Below are 25265 nucleotides of genomic sequence, written 5' to 3' on the forward strand. Positions count from 1 at the left end.
GAAGACCTGGCGCGGGTCGTCCATGACGATCACACCGCCCTCGGCCGTCCGATGACGGGCTTCGAGGCGAGACGCTGCTCGCGGATGAAGCGGCGCAGGTCGCCGACGGTGGTGTAGAGCCGCCGACCGATCTTGAAGAACTCCGGCCCGGTGCCGATCTGGCGCCACCAGCGGACGGTGTTCGGCGATGCCTGCAAGATCTCGGCGACCTCGTCGAGGGCAAGCAGTTCGTCCTCGTGGCGGGCGTGGAAGGGGACGTCGGACGTCTTGTTCATGGTTCCTCCTGGTTGGCGAAGGCCCGCGACAGTCACGGACGACAGGTAGGTGTGCGGGCCGCGCCAACCTGACGGCCAAATACGTCCGATCAGATATCGTCGCGTTATGGATCACTCGTTCCTCCTCGAGCGTGCGCGGCGAGCACGTGGCCTGACGCAGGCGCAGCTCGCGGTGTTGGCGGGCACGTCGCAGGCGACGTTGTCCGCGTACGAGCGCGGGCTGAAATCGCCGTCGTTGAAGGTGGCCTCGCGGATCCTGGCTGCGCTCGACCAGGAGCTGACGCTGCGCACGCATGTCGACTGGGTGGAGCACCACCCGAAGGGGATCGTGAAGTTCTGGGCGCCGAGCATGCTGTGGGCGGTTGAACCGCCGACGTGCTTCGCGACCCTCCACATCCCCGACGAGATCCGGGGCACCGGCATGCGCTCGTGGAACATGCGCGACCGCGACGAGAGGCGCGGTGTCTACGAGCAACTCATCCGCCGTGGCCTTCCGCAGCAGATGATCCGCTGGATAGATGGCGGGCTGTTGGTCGACCTCTGGGACGAGCTCGATCTCCCGGACCCGGTGCGCGATGCCTGGGCTCCTGCGATCCAGCTGGCGACGCAACCGCTGGAGCTCGACGGACTGCGCTTCATCATCCGTGAGGATCCGTTCGTCGCCCCGAACGCCTACGTCCGCGACTACCGGTCGCTGCCGAAGCCGCCTCCGCCGCCGCCCCGCCGGCAGCGACGCACACGGTTCGACCCGAGGCCACTGCCGCCGACGGGTCAGAGCCCGAGGCCAGGGCCGCCGGACGACGGGACCGGCGGCCGGTAGCTGATCCCGTGCTCGGCCTCCGGCACGGCCGGCGTCGGACGCCGGGAGTACCGCGGCCTCGTTGGCCCGTAGCGGTCGATGGCCTCCGCCGCGGCCTCGCGCGCATGCGCCGGGCCGAGGTCGGCGCGGTCCCGACCAAAGACATCGATCCAGTGGTTGCGCGCGTCCTCGACCGACTCGGCGACAAGATGCGCGACGTTTCGCTCCCGCCCGCGGGTCATGCCGACGTACGCCGAGGCTGCGCCGGTGTGCTCGCCCACGAGGACGTGACTGACACGGACCGTCGAGCCCTGAGCGCCGTACGCGGTCGTGGCGTAGGCGAGCTCGACGTGCCAATGGACGTACGCGGGCGCAAGCACTCGTGTCCCGGAGTCGCCGCGGACGGTGAGGGGCTCCGCCGTCGCACGACAGCACTGTCCAGGCCTCGCGGTTGGCGACATCGGCGTCGCGATCGTTGCGACGGGTAGCGATCCGATCTCCGACGCCGATGCGCTCGCCGGACGCGGTCAACACACCCGCGGTGAACTCGCCGAGGGTCTTGTGGGCCCTCTGTGCAAGCGTGTTGATCCTGGCGACCTGCTCCCGGGTGTCGGCGACCACGAGCTCGCCGAGGCTGGCCTCAGCGGCCACCCGCTGGGTCCGCTCGACCTCGCTGGGGTGGATCACGATCTCGCCCCGGCGTACCAGGTCGTCGAACACCGAGCCAGGAGACTCACCCTTGCGCATCCGCAGCGAGAGCTCGGCGTAAGCGGGATCGGCGAAGCGCCGGACTCCGTCGAGCTGGGTAACTCGTTCGGGCGCGTAGCGGACGGCGAGGTCCAGCACGCCACCGCGGCCGACGGCCGGCAGCTGGTGCCGGTCGCCGACCAGCACGAGCTGCGCGCGGACCTCGTCGGCCAGCTGCAGCAGCGCGCGAGCTGTGTCCTGGTCGACCATGCCGGCCTCGTCGACGACCAGCAGGTCGCCCGCCCGCAGCCGGGCGGCGATGTCGGGGTTGGCGGCGCCGCGGGTCCACCGGCCGTCCTCGTCCCAGCGGAAGCCGTGCTGGTGCAGTAGCCAGGCGGCGGAGTACGACGCCGCGCCGATCGCACCTTCCGCGATCTGTGCGGCCTTGCGCGTCGGCGTGACGACCACCATCCGGTGCCCGGCTGCGAGGGCTCGTTCGCGCATGGCGGCCAGCCGCGCGGTTTTCCCAGCTCCTGCCGCGCCTTCGATGACGCTGATCGACCCCGCGGCCGCGCGGGTCGTGGTCCGGTCGACGATCTCGTGCTCCACGGCGAGCACGGCGGAGGAGGTGAACGATCGCACGTGCTCGGGCACGTCCGACCGGGGGAGCAACGGCCTTGATGCGGCCATGGCTCGCGCGGTCAGGTCCTCGGCCAGCTCACGTCGTACGGCGGGGTCGACGGCGCCGCCACCGGAGGCGATGATCCGCTCGACCTCCCCGCGGGCGTCAGCGGTGTTCCAAGCCGAGCGACGGGCGCCCAGCCGGACCAGGACGAGTTCGACGACCCCACCGCGGTCGACAGCTCCTGCCCGCAGGGTATCGAGTGGCGCGTGCGGTGCGGGCGGCGCGTAGCCGAGCTCGTGGAGCTCATCGACCCAACGCCGCCGAAGGTCCTCGCCGCTGGAGGGCACAACCTTGTCGGGCCGCGCGTCGGCCCACGCCCGTCGATCCCATGCCTGCCGCCGGGCCGGGCCCGGCTCGTCGCCCGGGTGATCGGCCCGCCACTCGGCCTCGTAGGTGTCGATGTTCGACTCGATCTGCCTCGCGCGTGCACTGAACGCTCCGGCGTACGGCGCCAGCTCGACGACCTCGCCCGTCTCGGCGTCGAGAGTGAATCCCTGCCGCGCCAGCGCCGACCGGAACGCCGGGTCCGTCATCACGGCCGCGTGCCCGATCCCGTTGATCGCCTCCAGGCTGTCGCGGACCCCGACGGTGTGCAGCCCACGCCACACCGATCCGGTGATTGACCCTGTCGAAACCAAGACTCGCGCGTTGATCTGGAGGTGCAGGTGGCGGTGGGGGTCTCCGGCACGCGAGGTGAAGTGGCGTACGACGGCCGCTTCGATCCGCTCGACCGGCACCTGCACCTGGCGGCCGCGCGGGCCGATCCGCGTTGACGCATGCGAGGCGAGCCAACCGACGATCTCCTCCGCCGCTGCCATCTGCGCGGCGTCGTACGCCGCAGCGATCTCGGGGTGGAGCGCCGCGGCGAGCGACCAGGTCTTGGGGCCGTTGACCGTGACCTCGACGAACCGCACACCCTTGTCGTCGGTCCGCAGTCGACCCTTAGCGGTGCCGGTGTCCACGTCGTAGCCGGCGACCCAGCGCTCGTACGTCTCGCCATCCATGTCGGCCCGGTGCGCGATTCCATCCGGCGTGCCGACCAGGCGCATGGCGATGCCACTGCCGTCGGCGAGGTAGTAGTCGTCGGTCCTGGAGCGGTCGGCCTCGACGTAGTGCCGAGCAGCGGCTGCCGCGCCGCGGTAGAACTTCATGCCGCCATGCACCTGAACCACCTCCCTCAGCAAGCGTCGACAACCGTGAAACCGCAGGTCAGGCGGCAAATCGACGCCCGTCCCGCTACGGAACTTCGTAGCATGCGTGCCGCTTGGTTGGGTGGGCGAAAAAGGGTGATCAGTGCGGCGAGTTGGAGACCCGTTGATGGTTATCGGTGAGTAGAGCCAGGCGGGAAGTTGCAGGCGGCGATGGGTGAGTGTGGATCGGAGAAGGCTCAAGGCGAGATTGGCGAGAAGCGTGTCGTGTGCGGAGCTCGTCAGGGGGCTGGCCGTCCTGAGTCGCCGTCGTTCGTGGTGTCTCGGCTCTTCGAGTACTTGGGAAAGAGATACGTGTTGTGCGCCTGTTCGACGGTCAAGCGGCCAGCTCGGATGGCACGCATCGCATCTTCGAGGTCCCGCGCCGCAGGCAGCCCCGAGACCGAAAAATGTGAAGGCGCCGGAGCCGTACAGCGAGTCGTCACTGGTGAACTTATTAAGGAACGCGACTGAGTCCAGGACCGCCTCGACCCAGAACTGAACGAACCGAAGGCGCCGAAAGGTCGAGTACGGCGATGTCACCATCTCGGAGAACATTCCGCGCCCGTCCCACCCGATCGGTGCAGTCGCGGCGGCGACGGCGACGTTCTGTGTGTTCGCTGCCTCGGAGACGGAGTAGCCCTCCCACGACAGCCGGTCCACCGCGCCGATCACCTTGGTGGCGTCGACCTGCCGCAGGTCCGACACTGCCCTCATCCAGTGCTCGCGGTTCGGGCTCCTTAGGCGTAGTCGATGCAAGCGAGATCCATCGATAGTCACCGGCGGTTCGCCTGGCTGAGGCGAAACTTGCGAGAACATGGATCGGCGCTGTGTCACCGACCAGGTCGGGATGAGCCCCAAGGTGGGCAGAGGTTCGGTCTGTCCCGGGTCAGATCCCGGATTACGGAGTCGGCGCGACCTCGATCGGTTGAGTTCCTTCGGCAGGGCGTGGAGTTCCAACAGGAGGTCGTTGCCGGCTGCGGTTTCCTCAAGCAGGCCGTCAACGAAGTCGCAGAGGATGGCGACTGGATCGCGGCCGTAGCCGGTGTGGTTGAAGTCGTTCAACAGCGCGAACATCACCTCGGATGCCCGGGACCACCCGCTCCAACCGGCACAAACGCAAGCTCGTAGGCGTAGCGCTGCTTCCCGACGTCGTCCATGAGCATGCTCCGAAAGAAGCCGGTTCGCTCAATGACGGATCGTCTGCCCGCCAGGTGATCTGCCCGATAGAGACTCCACGGATGTGCGCTGAGTCTGGACCGCAGGCTCTCGTCACTAGGCATCGCTGTCGTCCTCGTCGATGTCGAAGCGGCGAAGATACTGTTCGATCTCGGTTGGTGCCTGGGCCCCCGCCGCGAGGGCCATCGGGCGCAGCCAGCGTGCGTAGAACATCCCCTCGAAATGGCTACCGCGCACGGAGCGCAGGGATCCTCATCGCTTCCGCAGAAACGGACGCGGACTGTGGGTCGTCGTCATACCCGAACCCGCCGAGATCGAAGAGTCCTCTCGGCACGCCCAGCTCCTCAAGCGCCTGGTTGGCACGGATCTCGATGTTGGAGCGCTCGATGCCACCCGGCGTCAATGCAAATAGTGCTGACTCAGAGGACAAGGTCGCCGCGGCCCGTCCCAGCAGCTGTGTTGACCGCTCGGCGTCAGTGAAGAGTCCATCCCAGAGCGATTCGAATGGGGCGAAGACCGCGGCGTCTTGCGTGACCTCGGAGATTGTGAGAGCGATGCCGCACAACTGGAGGAACCGGACGTATGGCTCCGCCACGTACGAGTTGATCACGCTTTGGTCGTGACGGCGAACCGTCGCGAGCAGGCGCTGGGTCGCGACATCTCCAGCCCAGTAGAGGAGCGCCACCTTCTGACGCAGTTCGTCGGAGTCGCCAGGCTCGCGCGCGAGCACTCGTCTGAGGATGTTCTCGTGGGCTCGGTAGTAGGCCCACCCAAAGTGATCTGGCCGATCAGAATCCGGGGCAGAGTCGACTGTCGCCGCGAGACGTGCCACCGGTAACTCGAGTCGGTTGGATAGCGATGTTGCGCGCCCGACAACGGCGGCCGTGTCGGTAACTGGCCAGCGATCATCCTTTTTCGATGTGGACGGATTCGCACACATCTAGGAGTTGGCGTTCGAAATGAAGCATCGTGGTGAGCTTCTGAGTTACCTCCGTCGCGCGACTGAGTGCGGACCCTGCTGCCCAAGAGCGGGTTCCCCCAATCTCGATCACCCACGGCCAGACCTCGTTTTCCAGGAAGGAAACGAAGTGCTCCACCTCATCGATTGCCTCGGTGGCCAAGGCTCGAGCGACGAGTTGAGTCAGGGCGTTATCCGGGGTTACTCGTTCGCCCTCGATGTCGATTTCAGTGGCAAGCGCCTCGCGGAGGGTGGAAGTGATCTCAAGGACCAACTTTCCTGCGACGATGCGCTTTGAGGTATCAGCCACCAACGCGCCCGCGCCCGGCAGCAACTGGCGCATGCGTTCGAAGTAGTCCATGTAGCCGAGGCAGGCACTGAGCAGCTCCAAGAGGACATGGTCGACGAGATTGTGAGCACTGGCCTCGCCAGGTAGAGCAAAATGCTGTTCCCGCGACAGATACCGTCCGGGGAATTTGCCCCGTCTCGCCCGGGGCGACTATGGCTCCTTGCTCTCGCGCGTAGTCACCTACCGACGCCATGGCAGCGAACGTCGTCGACGTTAGCCAGAGGCGAAGCTCCTCAAACTGCCCTCGGCTCCCAAGGGCTCGCGACAGCGGTGGCAACCCACGGACGGCGCTTTCGACTGAGCGCAGTTGTCGCCCTGCCAAGAGGCGCTCGGCGAAGTCTGCGATCTGCCGCTCGAACCATAAGTCATCGACGACTTCGCTGCCGACAAGTGTGGTGCCCGTCGCCAGAGCGACACTCACCTCCGAATGGGATGACAAGAACCAGTCTTTCGACCGGGTGCGCTTCGGATTCCATCCGGGGAGGGCCCTAATCGTGTGCTTACGCTGAGAGTAGGACTCCCAGATGAACAGGAGGTTTGTCGCTGCCGAACTGACCCGAGGATCGTAGCTAGCGGAGATCCCGCGATCTCCGGCCCTCGTGTACTCCCTGTCGAGAATGAGGGTGATTAGGTCATTGAGGGTTGTCAGAGCGCTTCGGATGCGGGCGTTGGCCCGTCGCACAGCAACAGGCGAAGGAGCCCTGCGCTTGCCGAGCTTATAGGCGCGGTGCACCCAGCGATTGAGGTCACGCTGGATCTGCGGGAAGAGCGAAGTCGGCTCCAGAAGCACGAACAGCGTGATCCATATCCGTCCGAATGAGAGCACGACAAGTGCGGCAGACAGGCCCGCTGCCACCAGCGTGAGGTGGGTCGCCGTTCGGCCGACGACCGGTAGCGCTAGGGCCAGAGCAACGTACACAACGGCCTGGGTGAAGAACACTGCGTACCAGCGTGACTCGGGCTGCCGAACGATCTGGTCCCGAAGATTTCTCGTAGCGTCCTTGTACGTGGTCGAGACAACAAACGTGACTGTTGCGAAGTAGACCGCAACGAAGACCCCGGCCACCTCAATCGCTGCAGTTGGCAATGCGGCTGAATCAAACCACTCCGGAACGGGCGACGTAAGCCACGTCAAGCTTCGTTCGATCCAGTTCGGTAGCGAGCTGATCCAACTCGGCAAGTGTCCGTTGGCGCGAACGACCGACTGCGTCGCAACCAGAGCGAGTAGCGGCGGGGCAATCAACATGACGGACTTCGTGAGTGAGCGGCCGCCAATGCGGGCGAGAGACGAGAAGTCCGCGACACGGGAGACGGTGGCGATCCTCGCTGAGGCGAGGCGAGATCCAAACCTCTGACGCCGTGAACGCAAGCGCCAGTAGCGTCGAGTCTCCATGGCTCGAAGCTTCAGCCGCATCCTGAGGGACTTCACTCAAGACCTCTGGCAGCCCCGCGGTCTGCGTGCGTGAACGGCAGTCGTCGGAGGTGCCTCCTCACGCGACATCCTGGGGTAGGGCGGTCTGCTTGATGTGGTGGAGAGTGTCGACGAGGGCCTCGACGTCGGCGTCGGGGAAGAAGTAGTCGGGGCCGGTGGGGGCGTGGTCGGTGTAGGGAGACTCGAACAGGCGCCCCGGCTCCATGACGCCGTTCCGGGTGAGCTCGTCAACAATGAGGTTCACGAATCGCACCTGGTCTGCGGAGAACTTGGAGCCGTCCAGGTAGTTCTCAAACGCCTCGATGGCTGCGGCGCGGTCGAGGCCGACGAGGCTGCGGACGAAGATGCCGAGGCCGCCGCCGCCCTGCTCGGTCGCCCAGGCGATGTCGACCTGCTGACCTCCGGAGGCGACGAGCATCTGCTCCAGCTCCGTCAGATCCTCGGGCGTGAGCTGCTTGTTCCGGCGGAGGCGCTGGAGGGCGAGGTTGTCGAGGTGCTCGCGAAGGTAGGCCTCGGCCTTGGCCCGGAAGCGTTCGAAGTTGGTGCCGGGCGTGACGCGGGGGAGTACGACCTCGACTCCTTCGCCGAGGGTGTCCTCGAAGTCGGTGTAGATCGGGTTGCGAGTCGTCTTCTCGATGAACCGGGCGAGTCCGCGGATGCGCAGTCGCGCGAGTTCCAGCATCGGCAGGGTGACGTCGATCCACCACTCGTCGCCCGCCACCGACTCCAGCAGGACTGCCTGTTCGGCGACGCTCGGGATCGTGGTCTTGCCGAGCAGCGCGGCGGCGATTCGCTGCACGGTCTCGCGCAGCCGTTCGGCCAGAACCGCGTCGCCGTCGAGCTGGGCTAGTTGGCGGCGCAGGATGAGCAGGTCGAACCGCTTGGCATCCTCATCGTCGTCGCGGACCGAGGATGGCAGACCGGCGAGGGCGAGCAGGGCCTCGGCGTCCTGCGGCCCGAGCTCGCTCCACGCGTCCGCAGATGCGTACTTTTCGACGGCCCGGCGGTGCGGCCGGACGACGAAGTTGTCGAGGTTCATCCCCGCCACGACCTCGTGCAGCGTTTTTCACCGTCGACGACCGGAGGTTGGGTTCATCACTGCCCAGCGCGGTGACGAGTCCGAGCCGCGCCTCGAAGAGGCGCTGGGAGAGTGACTTCTGAAGCTGACCCTGGGAGCCGGGCAGGTCCTGGCTGAAGTACTCGAGGTTGCCGCAGAAGTCGAAGACGAGGAAGTCCTCCTTGTCCTCGCCGGGGCCGAACAGGTCGGGACACAGGCGCGTGCCGCGGCCGATCATCTGCCAGAACTTCGACTTCGACCGCACCATCTTGAAGAACACGAGGTTCACGACCTCAGGCACGTCGATGCCGGTGTCGAGCATGTCGACGCTGATCGCAACGTGCGGTGCCTTGTCCCTTATCGAGAAGTCGTCGATCAGGGACTGGGCGTACGGCGTGCCGTGGGTGATGACACGGGCGAAGCGGCCAGCGAGCTCGGGGTAGGCGAGGTTGAAGCGTTTCTCGATGAACTCCGCGTGCTTCTGGCTCTTGGCGAAGATGATCGTCTTGCCCAACCGATCGCCGCCCGCGACCTTGTAGCCCTGCATCATCAGAGTCTCGAGGACCTTGTCGACGGTGTCCTCGTTGAACAGGAACCGGTTGAGCTCCTCGGCACCAACCTCGTCCGGCGGACCGTCCTCACCCCAGTCAAGCGCATCCCACTGGTCCTTCTCCTCCTCGGTGAGGTCGTCGTACTTGATGCCCGAGCGGAGGAACTGGGTACCCACGCTGATGCCCTTCGGGGGCACCAGATAGCCGGCATCGACGGCCTCATCCAGCGAGTAGTTGTCGGTCGGCACGCCGTCCTCGAGATGGAACAGCCGGTAAGTGTTGTGGTCGACCTCGTCCTTCGGGGTCGCGGTCAGGCCGACGAGCATGGCGTCGAAGTAGTCGAAGATCGCGCCGTACTTGGCATAGACCGAGCGATGGGCCTCGTCGATGACGATCAGGTCGAAGTAGCCGGGACCGAACCTGCGCACGCCGCCGTCGACCTCGTTGATCAGGTTCATCATCGTCGGGTACGTCGACACGTATACGCGGCCCTCGACGGCCTTCTCCGTCACGAGGTTCACCGTGGTGGAGCCGGACAGGTGCTCCTTGAACGCGTTCGCGGCCTGGTTGACCAACGCGGTGCGGTCCGCGAGGAAGAGCACTCGCTTGACCCAGTTCGTCTTCTGCAGCAGGTCGACGAGCGCGATGGTGGTGCGGGTCTTGCCCGACCCTGTCGCCATCACCAGCAGCGCCTCGCGCTGCTTGCGGTCGAACGCGTCGCTGACCGCCTTGATCGCCCGGACCTGATAGGGCCGACCGGCAATGTCGGTGTTCACCGGAGCGCTCGAAAGTGGCAGCTTGGTCCGACGGCGCTGGATGAGCAGCTCGAGCTCGTCGCGGGTATAGAAGCCCTGGGTCTCGCGCGGCGGGTAGCCGCCGGCGTCGTCCCAGATCCGGTGCTCGTAGCCGTTGGTGTAGAAGATCACCGGCCGCCGCCCGAACTGCTTCTCGAGACAGTCGGCGTACAGCTTGGCCTGCTGCTGGCCCACCTCCGGTGACTTCGCGGTGCGCTTGGCCTCCACCACGGCCAGTGGAAGGCCGTCGGCGCCCCACAGCACGTAGTCCACGAAACCCTTGCCCTCAGCGTTGGGCATGCCCGTGACCTCGAACTCGCGGTCGCGCTGCTCGGCCAGCTCCCAGCCGGCTTCGTTCAGCAGGACGTCGATGAACAGGTCGCGGGCCGCGGCCTCGTCGTAGTCGCGGGTGTCTGGCGCGGCTGCCGCCTGGGCCGCGGCGATCTGCGCTTTCAACTGCGCGATCTCTGCCTCGTGCTGAGCGAGACGTTCGTTCTTCTCCGCAAGCTCGCGGGCGTGGGCCTCGTCCTGCTCCCTGAACTTCGCGGCCAGCCGAGCGACCTCCTCGCGCGACAGCGGCGCGGCCTTGGCGGCGAGTGCAGGGTCGAATTGCGCCTGCAACGGCACCACGTCAGGGGACGGTGAGTGGTGGTACGACGTCCACACCACGACGTTGAACAGCTCGCGCAGGACCGCGAGCGATACGTCGGGGCGGATCTGGCGGTTCTCGTGCACCGCGGTGTTTGCGATGCGACGGATCGCGGTCAGCTTCTGCCCGATGCCCTGTGGCACCTTCGCCTTGAACGCGGGGTCACCGATCTTGGCGGCGAGGTCGTCGCGGTACGGCGTCCGCAGCGACAGGACGTCGTAGAGGTAGCCGACGAGCTCCTCGACGACGCGACGGCTGTAGAAGCACGCGGAGCGAGGATCCGACGACAGGTACGACTCGGCCCGGGCGCAGTCGTCATGGAGTGACGGCAGCGTCTGGCGGACGAAGTCGAAGTTCCCCATCGCGGTCGTCTACTCGCCGTCGTCGATGGTGAAGTGGTCGGCCAGGCGCCCGAGGGTGAACTCCTGGCGTAGCTTGCAGGCGCTGTGCTGGCTGGCGAACATGCCCTTCTCCCAGAAGCCAGCGTCGAGCGGACGGGCGTCGATCCACTCGACGGGCACGACCCACTCGGCGTTGTCGTCCGGGGGTCGCTGGATCGCCAGGGTAGGTGCCTTGCAACGCTCGGGCGCTTAGCGGCACCCAGTTGCCGCCGATGCGGACCTGGGCGTCCTCGAAACGTGCCGCCGGTGCCAGAACTCGTCCCACCGCCACGTAACGCATTGGCGGCACGTTGACCCAGATGCGGGCGTCCTTCGGCAAAGCCCGCATGTCCTGCGACCACATCTTCCCGCCGCCACCCGAGACGAAGCCATACTGGCGCGCGTCCTCCCACACGCGGTCGCCGCCGCCGAAGGAGATGTACCAGTCCTTCCCGTTCCACGCTGCGCGCTTGCTCTTCTTGCTTCCCGTGGTGGCCTGCGGGGTCTCGTCGTCCGAGGCCGTGAGCCATGAGCGGGCGAGATAGCGACGCCCGTCGTCCTCGAGATAGGAGAAGAAGACCGCGTTGACCGGGACCCCGAAGTCCCGCAGGTAGTTGACGATGCGCTCTGAGCTTGCGTCGAGCTCGGCAGCGACGATCGTGAGGCTGAGGTCGCCGTTGAGCTCGTCGGGCGGGGCGCTGCCGAAGACGTCCTCGAACGCGGCCTCGAACGGCTGGTCGAGGTGCTTGGTGGCGATATCGATGATGTCGTCGCGGGACAGCGTCGAGGCCCACGAGCCGTAGTCGAGTACCTGGGCGACAACCTCTCGTGGAGTCTTGTCGCGCTTCAGCTCCAGTAGGTTGAGATTGCCCTCGGCGTCGATCGCCAGCAGGTCGAGACGCGGCCCGTACGGCGTGATCACCTCGCTGCCGATGACCAGCAGGCGGTCGCCGAGCAGGGACGGGTCGCGCTTGAGGAACTCGTGCAGCTCCTTCTCTGCAGGGAGTACGGACGTCGCCAGCGGCTTCGGCTCGTCGCCGTCGATCCGCCACATCCTCATCTCAACGGGCATCGGTCACCGCTCCCCTCGGAACGCGCGGGACTGGATAGAGGCGAAGAGCTCGTCATCGGATCGTGTTGCCCGATGCGCGGTGATCAGGCTCTCTTCGACTGCGCGCAGCCGCTCAGCGAATTTCGCTTGGACGAAGCTGGGGGCCTTCGGCGCCGGAGACCTCTTCACGATGGTCGCGTTCAAGTTGGGGAGTGTGGCACCGAGGGAGCTCCGCTCCAGATGCGCCTTCATCCGAGGCGAGGTGACGACCGAGTGAAGGAATCGGCTGTCCACTCCCCGGGGTCGAAGTATCAGTGAGCCCGTTCCGCAGAGCATGCCGACATGTTGCGCGCCGGCGACCCCCGCGCGGCCCATCTCGCCTCGACGCCCGAGAACGACATCGCCCTCGCGGAGACGGTAGAGCCAAAGGGAAGCGGCCTTCTGTTCGGCAACGGAGAACTCGCCGTCTGGTCGTAGCTGTCCGTCCCGGATGTGCATCGGGTTGATGACGGGCACGCCGCCGGAGACGTAGTCCTCCTTGTGGAGGAGTGAGCCGAAGGGGCCGATCTGGATGTCAGCGATGTCGCTGAGTGTCGAGTCCCAGATCTCTGACCCAAACATGTCGTTGAAGATCGACTGTGTGAGGGCGTCGAGGTGGGTGAAAAACTTGGCGGCGCTTGATGCGGAGGGCATCGGCTTGGTCGAGGATCGCGGCGATGCGGCGTTGCTCGGGGGAGAGGTGGGAGATTCACGTCCAACCGGTACACGTCGTCGCGATTCAGCCCGGGCACGGCGGCGGACTTGTTCATCGTCTCCATGTGGAGTGACCGAAGCATCCAGTACGCCCAGCGTCGGTCAAGGTCTTTTCGCTTCGGCTTGACGAAGTAGGCGGTGTCGATGGGCCAAGCGGGGCCGTCGACCCAGGTGACGCTGCCGATGCTGCCCTTTCGGCCGACGACGATCGTCGGTGCATCTGTGATGCCGGTGGAGTGCCCTCCGACGACGCCGCCAGAACCGACAACCGGGACGTCTCCACCGTCCCGGTCGGCCTCCTTGAGCGCCTTCCCATACGACAGTTCAAGGATGTCGCCGACAGCCGTCACGAGAGCATCGCCTTCAACTCGGCAAGGCCCCTGGCGATCTCGTCTTCGAGGATTTCGATGTCGGCGATGATGTCGAGCGGGTCGCGGTGCTCGATCTCGTCGTGGACGATCTCCTTGTAGCGGTTCAGGGAGAGGTCGTAGCCCTGGGCGACGATGTCGGCCTTGGGGACGAGGAAGGACTGCTCGGTACGGGCGCGGTCTTTCTCAGCAGCGCAGTTCTGCCAGCGGGCCAAGACGTCGGGGAGGTCATTGGCCTCGACAGGGTTGCGCTTGTCGTCGAGGCTGAAGCCGTCGGCGCGGACGTCGTAGAACCACACGTCGTCGGTGCCACCGGAGTTGGTTTTGGTGAAGAGCAGGATCGCCGTCGAGACGCCGGCGTATGGACGGAAGACACCGGAAGGGAGCTTCACGACGGCGTCAAGCTTCTGGTCTTCGACCAGGGTCTTGCGCAACGCCTGGTGTGCCGTGCTCGACCCGAACAGCACGCCATCGGGCACGATGACGGCCGCTCGGCCGCCGGGCTTGAGCAGCTTGAGAAAGAGCGCGAGGAAGAGTAGTTCGGTCTTCTTGGTCTTGACGATGCGCTGGAGATCCTTGGCTGTGGACTCGTAGTCGAGCGATCCGGCGAAGGGCGGGTTGGCGAGGATGAGTGTGTACTTGTCGGCGTCGCCGGCGGCGCCCTCGGAGAGGGAGTCGCGATAGCGGATGTCAGGAGACTCGATGCCATGCAGCAGCATGTTCATGCTGCCGATGCGGAGCATGGTGGAGTCGAAGTCGTAGCCGTGGAACATCGAGGCGTGGAAGTGCCTGCGCTGCTCGGAGTCCAGCAGCGCTTCGGCGTGGGTGTCGCGAACGTACTCGCTCGCGGCGACCAAGAAGCCGGCGGTACCGCACGCCGGGTCGCAGATCTCGTCCGATGGCTGCGGCGCGGTCATCTTCACCATGAGCTCGATGATGTGGCGCGGCGTGCGGAACTGGCCGTTAACTCCCGCGGAGGCGATCTTTGAGAGCAGGTACTCGTACAGGTCGCCGTTGGTGTCGCGGTCGGCCATCGGGATGTCGTCGAGCATGTCGACGACCTTCGACAGCAGTGCCGGAGTCGGGATCGTGAACCGCGCGTCTCTCATGTGCTCGCTGTAGGTCGTGCCGTCACCCATGCCCCGCAGGAACGGGAAGACCTCCTCGGCGATGGTTTTGTGCATGACCTCGGGGAGGCGTTCTTGAACTGGCTCCACCGCAGGTGCGCCTGACCCGGCAGGAACACGGGGTTCTCGACGGCGGTCTTGGTAATGCGGGCCTTCTTCTCCGCCAGCGTCTGGATGTCGTCGAGGCGGCGGATGAAGAGCAGGTAGGTGATCTGCTCGATGACTTCCAGCGGGTTGCTGATTCCGCCGGACCAGAAGGCGTCCCAGACGCGGTCGATCTTGCTCTTCAACTCGCCCGTGATCACTGACGAAACCTTACTGATGGAGCCGCCTGCTGGCTGCGACATTGCTGGATTCCTTCCTCTTCGCACCGGCTACTCCGGGCAGCCGCACAGGCTCTCAGCGGCTGCCGACAGATCACCGTCCGGCCAACTTGACCACAGAGTCGCGGAGGGCGTCCTCGCCGGCACGGACGTAGTGGTTGAGCACCGTGGTGAGCTTGTCGCCGAGGTACTGGGCGACCACCTCCCAGGGTTCGCCGAGCTCCTCATGGAACCACTTCGTCGCCGCGTGATGGCGGAGGTTGCGGTAGACGATTGCCTTGGGCCAGGCGTTGTCGGGGTCGTTTTCGTCGACCCACTTGCGGACGCGATGCCAGCGTTCGTTGTGCATCTCGGGCTTCACCGGCAGGCCGGTCACGGTGTCGACGAAGAGCCAGAGCTCGTCCTCGGGTGGCACCGGGTAGTTCCACCAGGCGAGGCTCCGGTCCTTCTCGCGGGCGGCGAGTGAGGCGCGGCGTTGACGCTCGGCCTCCTGGGCGTTGATGACCTGCTGGAGCGACGCCTTGGCTGGCAGATTGAGCAGGTCTTTGACGCGGGGAGGAGCTCGTCGTGCATGAGCGACCTCGGGAGCGGGACCTCGTGGATGCGGTGGTTCTTCACCGGTCCCCGGAATCCGGCAGCTCCGCGGGGCGTGATCCAGGAGCCGTTCACGTGCACGTAGCCGTGGTCGAGGAAGACGTCGATCGCACGGAGTGCGTTCTGCTCGCCGAGGCGGAGGCCGCCGAAGCCCGCGACGCGGATCTTCGTGCCGAATAGGGGGAGGCGGGTCATCAGCGGGTCTATGCCGTCTGAGCCGCACAGCTTGTCGGCGGCGGCGGCCATCGCCTTCACCTGACGCGTCTCCGGGCGCAGTCGCGGGTCGACGTACTGCGCTGTTGCGCCGTGGTGCACGGTTGCCCGGCCGATCTCGAGCCCGTCCAGCGGGTCGATCGACCGGTCGAGCCAGCCAAGGCGCCAGGCGAGCTTGCGCATCGCGGCGAGCTGGCCGCGGAGATCCTCGCGGCCGCGCTGAGAGAAGAGCGTCTTCGATCCCTTCTCCATCACCTTGCGACTGTGCTCGACCCGCCACTTCGTCACCGGCACGTCGCCGATGGTCGGCAGGATGTGGGCGTTGAGCCGGGAGATGCGCTGCTCCATGGTGCGCGGTTGCTTCCCGCGTTCGAGCGAATCCTTGAGGTACTCCTCCCCGAGCATCCGGATCGTCCGCGTCGTGCGTACGTCGGCGCCGACCGGAGTCTCGCGCTCGGTGTCGAGTGCGGCCTCGGCCTGGTCGAAGATCTTCCGCGCCTCGGTCTCGGAGTTGGCACGGCGTAGCACACGCCTCCACGGCTCGCCGTCGCCGGCCGGCGCGCGGAACATCACCTGGTACTTCGTGCCGCCGTCGTCCGGAGCGTAGAGACGCACCCGCCACGGCCGCGTGCTCCCGCCAAGCGTGCGTGGCTTGCCCTGCGCGAGCAGCGTCGGCTTCCGGCGGGCTGGCATCCGCGTCCCTCCTAGGCTGGGAGCGTTGGCTCGACCGCGAGCCGCGACCACTGCTTCGTGTATCACTCTCGTGTATCACTGGGACGATTATGATACACATGCCACTGCGGAGGAGTCACAGGAATGGCCAACCGCCTTGCCAACGCCACCAGCCCGTACCTACTCCAACACGCGGAAAAATCCGGTGGATTGGTGGGAGTGGGGGCCCGAAGCGTTCGCCGAGGCCAAGCGTCGTGATACACCAATTCTCCTGTCTGTCGGGTATGCCGCCTGTCACTGGTGCCACGTGATGGCGCACGAGTCGTTCGAGGACGAGGCGACGGCGGCGTACATGAACGAGCACTTCGTCAACGTCAAGGTCGACCGGGAGGAGCGGCCGGACGTCGACGCGGTCTACATGCAGGCTACGACGGCGATGACCGGTCACGGCGGCTGGCCGATGACGGTGGTGCTCGACCACGAGGGGGCGCCGTTCTTCGCCGGCACCTACTTCCCCGACCAGCCGCGGCACGGGCAGCCGGCGTTCCGGCAGGTGCTGGAGGCGTTGTCGCAGGCGTGGCACGAGCGCGGCGACGAGGTACGACGGGTGGCCGGGCGGCTGCGCGAGCACCTGGCGGCCGGCAGCGACCTGCCCGCGGGCGCCGTGTCGCGGGAGCTGCTCGACCGGGCGGTCACCGCGCTGAGCGGCGAGTTCGACCCGATGGCGGGCGGGTTCGGCGGTGCGCCGAAGTTCCCGCCGACGATGGTGCTGGAGTTCCTGCACCGCTACGGCGCCGCGGCGGGCTCCGAGGACGGCGAGCCGACCGAGCTGGTCCGGCAGGCGCGGCACATGCTCTCCCGCACGACGGCCGCGATGGCCGGCGGCGGGCTCTACGACCAGCTGGGCGGCGGCTTCGCCCGGTATGCCGTCGACCGCGGCTGGGTCGTGCCGCACTTCGAGAAGATGCTCTACGACAACGCCCAGCTGGTCGGGCTCTACGCCCGGCTCGGCACCGAGGCCGGCGACCGGGTCGCCGCCGAGACGGCCGACTTCCTGCTGCGCGAGCTGCGCACCCCCGAGGGCGGGTTCGCGTCGGCGCTCGACGCCGACAGCGAGGGCGTCGAGGGGAGGTTCTACGTCTGGACGCCGGCCCAGCTGGTCGAGGTGCTCGGCGAGGGCGACGGGCGGTGGGCCGCCGACCTGTTCGCGGTCACCGACGAGGGCACGTTCGAGCACGGCACCTCGACGCTGCAGCTGCGCCACTTCCCGGCCGACCCGGGGGAGCGGCAGCGGCTCGCCGACGTCCGGTCGCGGCTGCTCGCCGCCCGCGAGCAGCGGGTGCGGCCGGGTCGCGACGACAAGGTGGTCGCGGCGTGGAACGGGCTCGCGATCAGCGGGCTCTGCGACGCCGGCGTGCTCCTCGGCCGGCCGGCGTACGTCGACGCCGCGGTCGCCGCCGCCGAGCTCCTCGCCGGCACCCACCTCACCACCGACGGCGGGCTGCTGCGCGTCTCGCGGGACGGCGTGGCCGGCGCCCACGCCGGCGTCCTCGAGGACTACGGCTGCGTCGCCTCGGGCTTCCTGTCGCTGGTGCAGGCGACCGGCGACGCGCGCTGGCTCGGGCTGGCGACCGGGCTGCTCGACCAGGCGCTGGACGGGTTCCGCGCCGACGACGGCGGGTTCCACGACACCCACGCCGACGCGGAGCCGCTCGTCGCCCGCCCCCGCGACCCCGGCGACAACGCCTCGCCCAGCGGGTCGAGCGCGATGGTGCACGCCCTCGTCACCGCCCACGCCCTCACCGGCACCGGGCGCTACCGCGACGCCGCCGAGCAGGCGCTCGCCACCGTCGCCGGCCTGGTCGAGCGCGCACCCCGGTTCACCGGCTGGTCGCTCGCCGCGGCGGCCACGATGCTCGACGGGCCGCTCGAGGTCGCGGTCGTCGGCCCCGCCGGCCCCGAGCGCGACGCCCTCGCCGACCGCGCCCGCCGGCTGGCCGGCGCGGTCGTCGTCGTGGCCGACGGGCCGCGCGACGACGTGCCCCTGCTGAGCGGGCGCACGCCGGTCGACGGGCGGGCCGCCGCCTACGTCTGCCGCGGGTTCGTCTGCGAGCGGCCGGTCACCGACCCCGAGCAGCTGGGCTGACCGTGGCGCGGGCGATGAGCGAGCGCTGGCGCTCCGGGCTGGCGCTGCTGCTCAGCCTCGTCATCTTCGGGGTGATCCTCGTCGTCGGGCCCGGCGCCGAGATGGACGGCCTGCGCCGGGTGCTCGGGCTCTCCGAGCGCATCGGCTCGCCGGCCGACGTACCGCCGGGCGGCACGTACGCGTTCCTTCAGCACCAGCCGGGCCGGTCCGGGGAGCCGGTGGCCTGGGACCCGTGCCGGCCGATCCGCTACGAGGTCAACCCCGACGGCGGGCCCGACGACGCCGAGGACCTGGCGCGCGACGCCGTCGCGGAGGTCGCGGCGGTGACCGGGCTCGGGTTCGAGTACGAGGGCACCACCGACCGAAGGCCGTCGTGGACCGGCGGTGAGCGCACCGTGCTCGTCCGGTTCGAGCCGGTGCTCATCGCGTGGGCGACGGCGGACGAGGTGGCCGAGCTGGCGGGGAGGTCGCCGGCGTCGGCGGCGCCAGCGCGGTCGAGGTCGAACCCGGCTGGTGGCGCTACGTCACCGGCGGCGTCACCCTGGACGAGGACGCGTACGACGGCCTCGACGAGGACTCGCAGCGGGCGATCCTCCTCCACGAGCTCGGCCACCTCGTGGGCCTCGACCACGTCGACTCGCCGGCCGAGCTGATGTACGCCGACAACGTCGGTCGCGAGGAGTTCGGGCGCGGCGACCTCAACGGGCTGGTGCGGCTCGGCCAGGGCCGCTGCGGCTGACCGGCCGACCGGCTGATGTCAGCGACCTGCTGGCGGGTGGGTGGCCGCGGGCGGAGAATCGGCCCATGCAGCTCGTGCCGGAGGCAGCGCACCCGGACCGTTTCTTCGACGGCGGCACCACGGACGGCGACGTCGCGCGCGACCGGCCGCCGCGCGTGGTGCTGGAGCGGGTGGTGGTGCCGGGGCCCGGCGGGCGGCACCGCGAGGCGTTCCGGATGCTGCGCCGGATCGGCTACCGCGACGACGTCGTCGGGGAGATCCTGGTGCCGCGCGACCCGGGCCGGTTCACGACCGACTTCGCCTCGGTGCCGGCGCTCTTCACCTGGCTGGTCCCGCGGACGGGCGAGCACCTGCCGGCCGCGCTCGTCCACGACGGGCTGGTCGGCGGCCGCGACTACCTGCTGCCGGGACGTCCCGACGACGGGCCCGGCGGGCCGGACGCGCCCGGCGGTTCCGGCGGGATCGACCGGGTGGTCGCGGACGAGGTGTTCCGCCGGGCGATGCGCGACAGCGGCATCGGCCCGATCCGGCGGTGGCTGATCTGGTCGGCGGTCACCCTCGGCACGATCTGGCACGGCTCGGAGAACTGGTCGCGCGCGCGGCACCTGCGCTACCTGCTGGTGGCGGGCCTGACGCTCGGGCTGGTCGCCGGTCTGGGCGTGGTGGCGACCCTCGACCTGCTCGACGTCGTGGCGTGGCTGCCGTGGATGGGCGGTGGCCGGCCGTTCGTGCTCGAGCTGGCCGGAGGGCTGGCGGGGGCGATCGTCATCCCGCTGCTCCTCTCCGTGGCGTGGGGGAGGTTCGCGGTCGCGGGCGCCGTGGCGGGCATCGCGCTCGCGGTGCTGCTGCACGTCACCGCCCTCCTGCTCGCCGTCACCGGGCTCTACCGGGTCGCGGAGTGGGTGGCGCGGCACCGGCCGGTGGCGGGCGTCGTCGCCATCGGACTGGTGCTCGCCGCGAGCCTGGTGCTCACCCTGCTGCTGGTCGGCACCTCGGGCTGACGGTCAGTCGGCGCCGGTGACCACGGGCGCGTCGGCGGAGGCCGGCTGGTAGGGCACGCCGAGCAGCCCGCGCTCGCGTCCTACCCGCAGGGCGTGGGCCCGGCGGGTGACGCCGAGCTTGCGGTAGACCGACGCGAGGTGGGTCTTGACGGTGTTCTCGGTGACGAAGAGCGCCCCGGCGATGTCGGCGTAGGAGCCGCCGAGCGCCAGCTGGTGGAGCACCTCCAGCTCGCGCGGGGGTGAGGGGCGCCGCGGACGGGGCCGGAAGGACCGGCCGCACCAGCGGCGTGCCGGGCACCCCCGTCGCCGGACCGCCTCGAGGGTCCGCCGCGCGAACGACCGCGAACCGCCCGGGCCGGCGTACGCCGCCAGTGCGGCGAGCAGCCCGGCGTCGGCGGGCAGGGCGCGAGCCAGGGTGCGGAGGTGGCCGTGGGTCGCGGCGGTCGCGAGCAGGCCCGGCAGCGCGCTGCGGCCGCGGGCCGCGTCACCGGTGCGGAACATCAGGCCCACCCGGGTGGCCTCGAGCGCGGTGCGCGTGACCAGGTCGGCCGCCGGGTCCGGGAGTCGGTCGAGCGCCGCCAGCGCCCGGGCCGGGTCGTCGTCGCGGCCCGCGTCGACGAGGGCCGCCTCGACGTCGAGGCCGAGGTCGCGCAGCACCGCGGCCTCGCGGAGCGCCCCACGGTCGTCGCCGGTCTCGGAGGCCAGCCGGGCGCGGGCCCGGCTCGCGAGGCCCAGGACGTGGGGCGGCACCGGCGGGACCACGGCGGGTGGTGCGGCCAGCAGCCGGCCCGCGTCGTGCAGCCGCCCGGCCTCGATCAGCAGCTCGGCTCGCAGGAGCGTGCCGAGCGCGACCACGTCGGGCTCCGCGAGCCCGGTCGGAGCCGGCGCGGCCGCGGGGGGCGGCCGGTCCGATCGCCTCGAGCGACTCGAGCCGGGCCCAGGTGAGCGCCAGCCGGGCGCGGGCGACCGCCGCCTCGTCGGCGGCCCCCTCCTGCTCGGCGAGGTCGAGCGCCGCGGTGCTGTCGGCGCGCGCGGACTGCAGGGCACCGGTGACGGCGTCGAACGACGCGGCGAGCGCGAGCGCCCCCGCGACCAGCCGCGGCGTGCCGAGCGTGCGGGCCACCACCCCCGCCGCGCGGGCGCGCTCCGACGCCCGCGCCAGGTCGCCGCTCCACCCCTCGGCCGCGGCCAGCTCGAGGAGCGTGGCACAGGTGGCCGTCGACGAGAGCGACGCCGCGGCGGGGGAGCGGAGGAGTGCGTCGGTAGCCGCGACCGCGCCGGCGAGGTCGCCGCCGGCACAGCGGCCGCGCCACAGCGCGAGCTGGAGTCGCTCGGCGTCCGGGTCGCCGGGCGCCGGCTCCGGAGGATCCGGCGGTCCGCTCGGCTCCTCGAGCCGGTCGACGAGGTGGAGGGCGGCCCCGACGTCACCGGCCTGCCGGTGGCAGAGCGCCTCGAGCGCGACCAGCGCCGGGCGGCCGGCGCGGACGACCGGCCCGAGGTGCCCCATCGCCTCGAGGACCACCGGAGCCCGCCCGGCCGCGAGCAGGTCGGCCCCCTCGGCCACCAGCGCCTCCGCGAGCAGGTCCTCGTCGGTGCTCAGGACGGCGTGCCGGAGCGTGCCGGCCGGGTCGTGGACCGCATGGGCGTACCGGGCGCCGCGGACGTGGGCCGCCCGCCGGTCGCCGTCGGGCTGCCCGCGCTGCCGCACCGCCTCCTGCAGCACCGGGTGCAGGCGCCAGGCGTCGTCGCCGGCGGTCGTCACGAGCAGGCCCTCGCCGGCCAGCCGCGCCAGCCGCTGCGGGGCGTCGGGGACCTCCGACAGGGCGACCGCCAGCTCGGCTGTGACGACCGGCTCGTCGCAGACGGCGACCAGCACCCGGCGGGTGGGGTCGGGAAGCCGGTCGAGCAGCTCTCCGAGGAGGTGGCTCAGCACCGGCGGGTCGGTCGGGTGCAGCGCCGGTCGCGGCCCGGGCGCCCCGCCGGGGCCGCCGGGGCCGTCGGGGTCGGGGTACGACGCCAGCTCGCGCGCGCCGAGCACGAGCACGGCCGCCCAGCCCTGGGCGCGCCGGCACAGGTGGGCGACCTCGTCGGGGTGCCCGCGCGGGGCGTGGGCCCGCACCAGCTGCTCGGCCTCCGCGTCGTCGAACGCGAGCCGTCCGGCCCGGACGACGGCCAGGCGCCCGGCGAGCTCGAGGGCGACGAGCGGGAGGCAGGGTTCGTGCCGGGCCAGGAGCACCAGGCGGGTGGTCGCTCCCCGGCCGGTCGAGGGCCGCTCCGACCGCGGCGATCGCCGCCTCGTCGAGCAGGTGGGCGTCGTCGACGACGACGGTGCCGGGCTCCTGCAGGACGGCCGGCGGCGCAGCCGCGGGCGCGACTGCGCCCGGGGCGAACCAGCGGACCGCCTCGCCGGCCGCCCGGCGCTCCGCCGCCCAGCCCGCCGCGAGCGTCGTCTTCCCCGTGCCCGGCGGCGCGACGACGAGCGTGAGGTCGGCCCCGGTGTCGAGCAGGCGGGACACCCGGGGCCGGGGCACGAAGGTGGCTGGAAGCGCCGGCGGTTGCGCCGCCGGTGGGCCGAGCGGTCGGTGACCTCGTTGCGGATCCTTGGGCATGTCCGCCTCCCGTCGGCCACCCGGAATACGCCGCAGGCAGCACGCCGCACTGCCCGCCCCCCATCGTGGGCACCCGCGCCGACCCCGTCAACCGCGCACGCCGCTGCGACCGCCGCCTCCCCCGGAACGGGTGAGGCGACGGAGCGGAGCCTGCTCCAGCATTCCTTCTGTCCCGGCGACGGGTGCCACCGGTCGCTGCGCCGAGGCCCTGGGAGGTGCGGTGGGGGAGCGGGCGACCTGGCCGCACCGGGCACGCACGATGGTGCGGGGGGCCGCGGTGCTCCCTGCCGGGGCGGTCGGCGCGCTGGCGCTGCTGTGCCTCTCGTTCACGCCGTCGCTGCTGCCCCGGACGCCGTTGATGCAGGGTGTCGTGAGCGGGCTGGCCGCGGCCGCCGGCTACGGCATCGGCGTCTTCCTCGCCTGGTGCTGGCGCGGGCTCCGCGACCGGCCGCGGCAGCCCTGGCCCGGCTGGGCCCGGTGGGTGCTGGCGATCGTGGGCCCGGTTGCCGTGCTCGTCGCGCTGGTGCTCGGGGCGCGGTGGCAGCACGAGGCGCACCGGCTCGCCGGCACCGACCCGACGCCGGTGGCCTACGTGCTGCTCAGCCCGCTGGTCGCCGCGGTGGTGGCCGTCGCTGCCGTCGCGGTGGCGCGCGGGCTGCGCGCCGCCACCCGGGCGACGGGCCGGCTCCTCGAGCGCCGGCTCAAGCCGTCGGTCGCGCGGGTGCTGGGCGTCGTGCTCGTCGTCGCGGCGCTCTGGGGGCTGCTCAGCGGCGTGGTCGCGGACGTGGCGCTGCGCGGCCTCGACGCGTCGTTCGCGGTCCGGGACGCCGCGACCCCGGCGGGGGCGGTCCGGCCGACGAGCCCGCTCCGGTCGGGCAGCGACGACTCGCTGGTCCCGTGGGACTCGCTCGGCCGGGGAGGGGCGCGCGTTCGTCTCCGGCGGGCCCGACGCGGACGAGATCGAGGACGTGACCGGCCGTCCGGCGCTCGAGCCGATCCGCGCCTACGCCGGGCTCGAGAGCGCCGAGGACGTCGAGGAGCGCGCAGCCCTGGCGGTCGCCGACCTCGAGCGCGCCGGCGGGCTCGACCGGCGCCGGCTCCTCGTCGTCACCACCACCGGCACCGGCTGGGTCGAGCCGAGCGCAGCCGCCGGGTTCGAGTACGTCGCCGACGGCGACGCCGCGATCGTGTCGATCCAGTACTCGCACCTGCCGTCGTGGATGTCGTTCCTCGTCGACGCCGTCCGCGCCCGCGAGGCCGGCCGCACGCTCTTCGACACGGTCTACGAGCGGGTGTCGCAGCTGCCGCTCGACGAGCGGCCCGAGCTCTACGTGTTCGGCGAGAGCCTGGGGTCGTTCGGCGCCGAGGAGGCGTTCAGCGGCGAGTACGACCTCGCGAACCGGACCGCCGGCGCCCTGTTCGTGGGCCCGCCGAGCTTCAACCCGCTCTACCGCGGGTTCGTCGAGGACCGCGACCCCGGGTCGCCGGAGATCGAGCCGCGCTACCGCGAGGGACGCATCGTCCGGTTCACGACCCGCGCCGGCCGACCGGACGACGTGGGCCCCTGGACCCGCAGCCGGGTGCTCTACCTCCAGCACGCCTCCGACCCGGTGACCTGGTGGAGCCCCGACCTGCTGCTCAGCCGGCCCGACTGGCTGGAGGAGGAGCGCGGGTCCGACGTCCCCGACAGCATGCGCTGGATCCCCCTGGTCACCTTCCTCCAGGTCTCCGCCGACCTGGCCGCCGCGTTCTCCACCCAGCCGGGACACGGGCACAACTTCTCGGGCGAGCACGCGGCCGCGTGGGTCACCGTCATGCAGCCGGAGGGGTGGACGGCGGCGATGACCGACCGGCTCCGCGCGATGCTGCGGCGCGAGCCCTGACCGCGAGCCCGGACCGCGAGCCCTGACCGGGGGCGAGGGGGCTCGGCGTCAGGCCACCACCGGACCCGGCGCCGCTCCCGCGTCGCGGTCGTGCCGGCGTACCGCCACGGCGGCACCCACCAGCACCAGGCCCCACACGGCGGCGGTGAGGCCGAGCACGAAGGCGAGCGTGACCACGGAGCGCCCCGGGTTGAGGACGAACAGGAGGCCCAGCAGGACGTCGAGGGCGCCGCTCGCGAGGAGGCCGAGGCGCGCCTCAACGCCACGGCCGAGCGTGGCCGTCACCGCGTCGAGGACCCCGCGGGCGAGGAGCCACAGGCCGAGGACCCAGGTCAGGGTGACCGCCGTGACGCCCGGGCTCGCGACGGCGACGACGCCGACCAGCAGCGCGAGCACCCCCATCACGGCGAGCACCAGCCGCGCCGCCCGGGGACCCGGCCGGCTCGCCTGCACCAGGTTGAGGACGCCGTCGGCGAGGGCCCACAGGCCCCAGAGCAGCGCCAGCACGACGGCCGTCGAGAGCGGGTAGGCCATCGCGACCACCCCGAACACCACCGCGACGCCGCCGCGGACGAGCAGGTGGTGCCACTCCTTGTCCAGGACCGACCAGGCCATGTCGTCCCCCCTCTCCGGGCTCCCGTCCGGGCCTCTGCCGGGCCCTGTTGAGGAGCCTAGGAGCGGCCACCGGCGGCGTGGTCCCCCGGCGCGGGTGACGTCGTGCCGGTGCCGCGGTCCGCACTGCCCGGCTCACCCGTTCCCGGTGAGTCGCCCGTCGACGCCGGGCCGTTAGCGTCGTCGGGCGTC

At 70.1% G+C, this 25265-nt stretch carries 18 protein-coding genes and 2 pseudogenes; 5 read left to right on the forward strand and 15 right to left on the reverse strand.

All coding sequences use genetic code 11. From position 1 onward, the window contains the following. Positions 1-29: 29 nt before the first annotated feature. The 12 genes and pseudogenes from MF408_RS15415 to MF408_RS15470 all read right to left on the reverse strand — a co-directional run bounded on the left by MF408_RS15415 (position 30) and on the right by MF408_RS15470 (position 16026). Positions 30-275, reverse strand: a complete 246-nt coding sequence (locus MF408_RS15415; protein ID WP_240251949.1) for a helix-turn-helix domain-containing protein — start codon at positions 273-275, stop codon at positions 30-32. Between the two features lie 1543 nt (positions 276-1818). After that, positions 1819-4710 (reverse strand): annotated as a pseudogene (gene mobF / locus MF408_RS26955) (MobF family relaxase); the annotation flags it as partial. A 328-nt stretch (positions 4711-5038) separates the two neighbouring features. Then, positions 5039-5542 (reverse strand): hypothetical protein, encoded by a 504-nt coding sequence (locus tag MF408_RS15425; protein ID WP_240248434.1) that lies wholly within the window; start codon positions 5540-5542, stop codon positions 5039-5041. A gap of 175 nt (positions 5543-5717) precedes the next feature. After that, a complete protein-coding gene (locus MF408_RS15430; protein WP_240248436.1) occupies positions 5718-6161 on the reverse strand; it encodes a hypothetical protein in 444 nt (147 codons plus the stop codon). Between the two features lie 1448 nt (positions 6162-7609). Further along, complete coding sequence (locus tag MF408_RS15435; RefSeq protein ID WP_240248437.1) at positions 7610-8590, reverse strand: type I restriction-modification enzyme R subunit C-terminal domain-containing protein; 981 nt, start codon at positions 8588-8590, stop codon at positions 7610-7612. Between the two features lie 295 nt (positions 8591-8885). Next, positions 8886-10964, reverse strand: a pseudogene (locus MF408_RS15440) (DEAD/DEAH box helicase family protein); the annotation flags it as partial. After that, positions 10918-12036, reverse strand: coding sequence for a hypothetical protein (locus tag MF408_RS15445; protein WP_240248439.1), 1119 nt, complete (start codon positions 12034-12036; stop codon positions 10918-10920). The pseudogene MF408_RS15440 and the gene MF408_RS15445, both read right to left, overlap by 47 nt. Positions 12037-12057: 21 nt before the next feature. After that, on the reverse strand, positions 12058-12726 hold the full coding sequence (locus MF408_RS15450; protein WP_240248441.1) for a restriction endonuclease subunit S: 669 nt from the start codon (positions 12724-12726) through the stop codon (positions 12058-12060). A gap of 406 nt (positions 12727-13132) precedes the next feature. Then, positions 13133-14338 (reverse strand): class I SAM-dependent DNA methyltransferase, encoded by a 1206-nt coding sequence (locus MF408_RS15455; protein ID WP_240248443.1) that lies wholly within the window; start codon positions 14336-14338, stop codon positions 13133-13135. After that, the gene (locus MF408_RS15460) at positions 14260-14571 is read right to left on the reverse strand and encodes a type I restriction-modification system subunit M N-terminal domain-containing protein (protein ID WP_240248444.1); all 312 of its coding nucleotides are present in this window, start codon (positions 14569-14571) and stop codon (positions 14260-14262) included. Before MF408_RS15460 ends, MF408_RS15455 begins: the two co-directional genes overlap by 79 nt. Before the next feature lie 127 nt (positions 14572-14698). Further along, positions 14699-14980 (reverse strand): hypothetical protein, encoded by a 282-nt coding sequence (locus tag MF408_RS15465; protein WP_240248445.1) that lies wholly within the window; start codon positions 14978-14980, stop codon positions 14699-14701. Then, complete coding sequence (locus tag MF408_RS15470; RefSeq protein ID WP_240248446.1) at positions 14977-16026, reverse strand: hypothetical protein; 1050 nt, start codon at positions 16024-16026, stop codon at positions 14977-14979. The genes MF408_RS15465 and MF408_RS15470 overlap by 4 nt, the downstream gene beginning before the upstream one ends. A 262-nt stretch (positions 16027-16288) precedes the next feature. Here MF408_RS15470 and MF408_RS15475 point away from each other — a divergent pair, with 262 nt between their 5' ends. The 4 genes from MF408_RS15475 to MF408_RS15490 all read left to right on the forward strand — a co-directional run bounded on the left by MF408_RS15475 (position 16289) and on the right by MF408_RS15490 (position 19969). Continuing rightward, complete coding sequence (locus tag MF408_RS15475) at positions 16289-18229, forward strand: thioredoxin domain-containing protein (protein ID WP_240248447.1); 1941 nt, start codon at positions 16289-16291, stop codon at positions 18227-18229. Positions 18230-18243: 14 nt separating this feature from the next. Next, a complete protein-coding gene (locus MF408_RS15480; RefSeq protein WP_240252188.1) occupies positions 18244-18882 on the forward strand; it encodes a hypothetical protein in 639 nt (212 codons plus the stop codon). After that, complete coding sequence (locus tag MF408_RS15485; protein WP_345893741.1) at positions 18846-18968, forward strand: hypothetical protein; 123 nt, start codon at positions 18846-18848, stop codon at positions 18966-18968. The genes MF408_RS15480 and MF408_RS15485 overlap by 37 nt, the downstream gene beginning before the upstream one ends. Before the next feature lie 65 nt (positions 18969-19033). Further along, a complete protein-coding gene (locus MF408_RS15490) occupies positions 19034-19969 on the forward strand; it encodes a DUF1353 domain-containing protein (RefSeq protein ID WP_240248448.1) in 936 nt (311 codons plus the stop codon). Between the two features lie 3 nt (positions 19970-19972). Here MF408_RS15490 and MF408_RS15495 read toward each other — a convergent pair whose 3' ends face one another. Both MF408_RS15495 and MF408_RS15500 read right to left on the reverse strand, forming a co-directional pair. Next, positions 19973-20470 (reverse strand): helix-turn-helix transcriptional regulator, encoded by a 498-nt coding sequence (locus MF408_RS15495; protein WP_240251953.1) that lies wholly within the window; start codon positions 20468-20470, stop codon positions 19973-19975. After that, positions 20454-22205, reverse strand: a complete 1752-nt coding sequence (locus tag MF408_RS15500; RefSeq protein WP_240248449.1) for a hypothetical protein — start codon at positions 22203-22205, stop codon at positions 20454-20456. The genes MF408_RS15495 and MF408_RS15500 overlap by 17 nt, the downstream gene beginning before the upstream one ends. A 1341-nt stretch (positions 22206-23546) precedes the next feature. Between MF408_RS15500 and MF408_RS15505 the strand changes: the two genes are divergently transcribed. Continuing rightward, complete coding sequence (locus MF408_RS15505; protein WP_240248450.1) at positions 23547-24461, forward strand: alpha/beta-hydrolase family protein; 915 nt, start codon at positions 23547-23549, stop codon at positions 24459-24461. 48 nt (positions 24462-24509) lie between these two features. On the opposite strand, the gene MF408_RS15510 is transcribed toward MF408_RS15505, so the two are convergent. Continuing rightward, positions 24510-25076 carry a DUF308 domain-containing protein gene (locus MF408_RS15510; RefSeq protein ID WP_240248451.1) on the reverse strand — a complete coding sequence of 189 codons (567 nt, stop codon included), beginning with the start codon at positions 25074-25076 and terminating at the stop codon, positions 24510-24512. Positions 25077-25265: the final 189 nt, after the last annotated feature.

Origin of the sequence: Nocardioides sp. TF02-7, assembly GCF_022437945.1 — a bacterium.
Lineage (GTDB): Bacteria > Actinomycetota > Actinomycetes > Propionibacteriales > Nocardioidaceae > Nocardioides.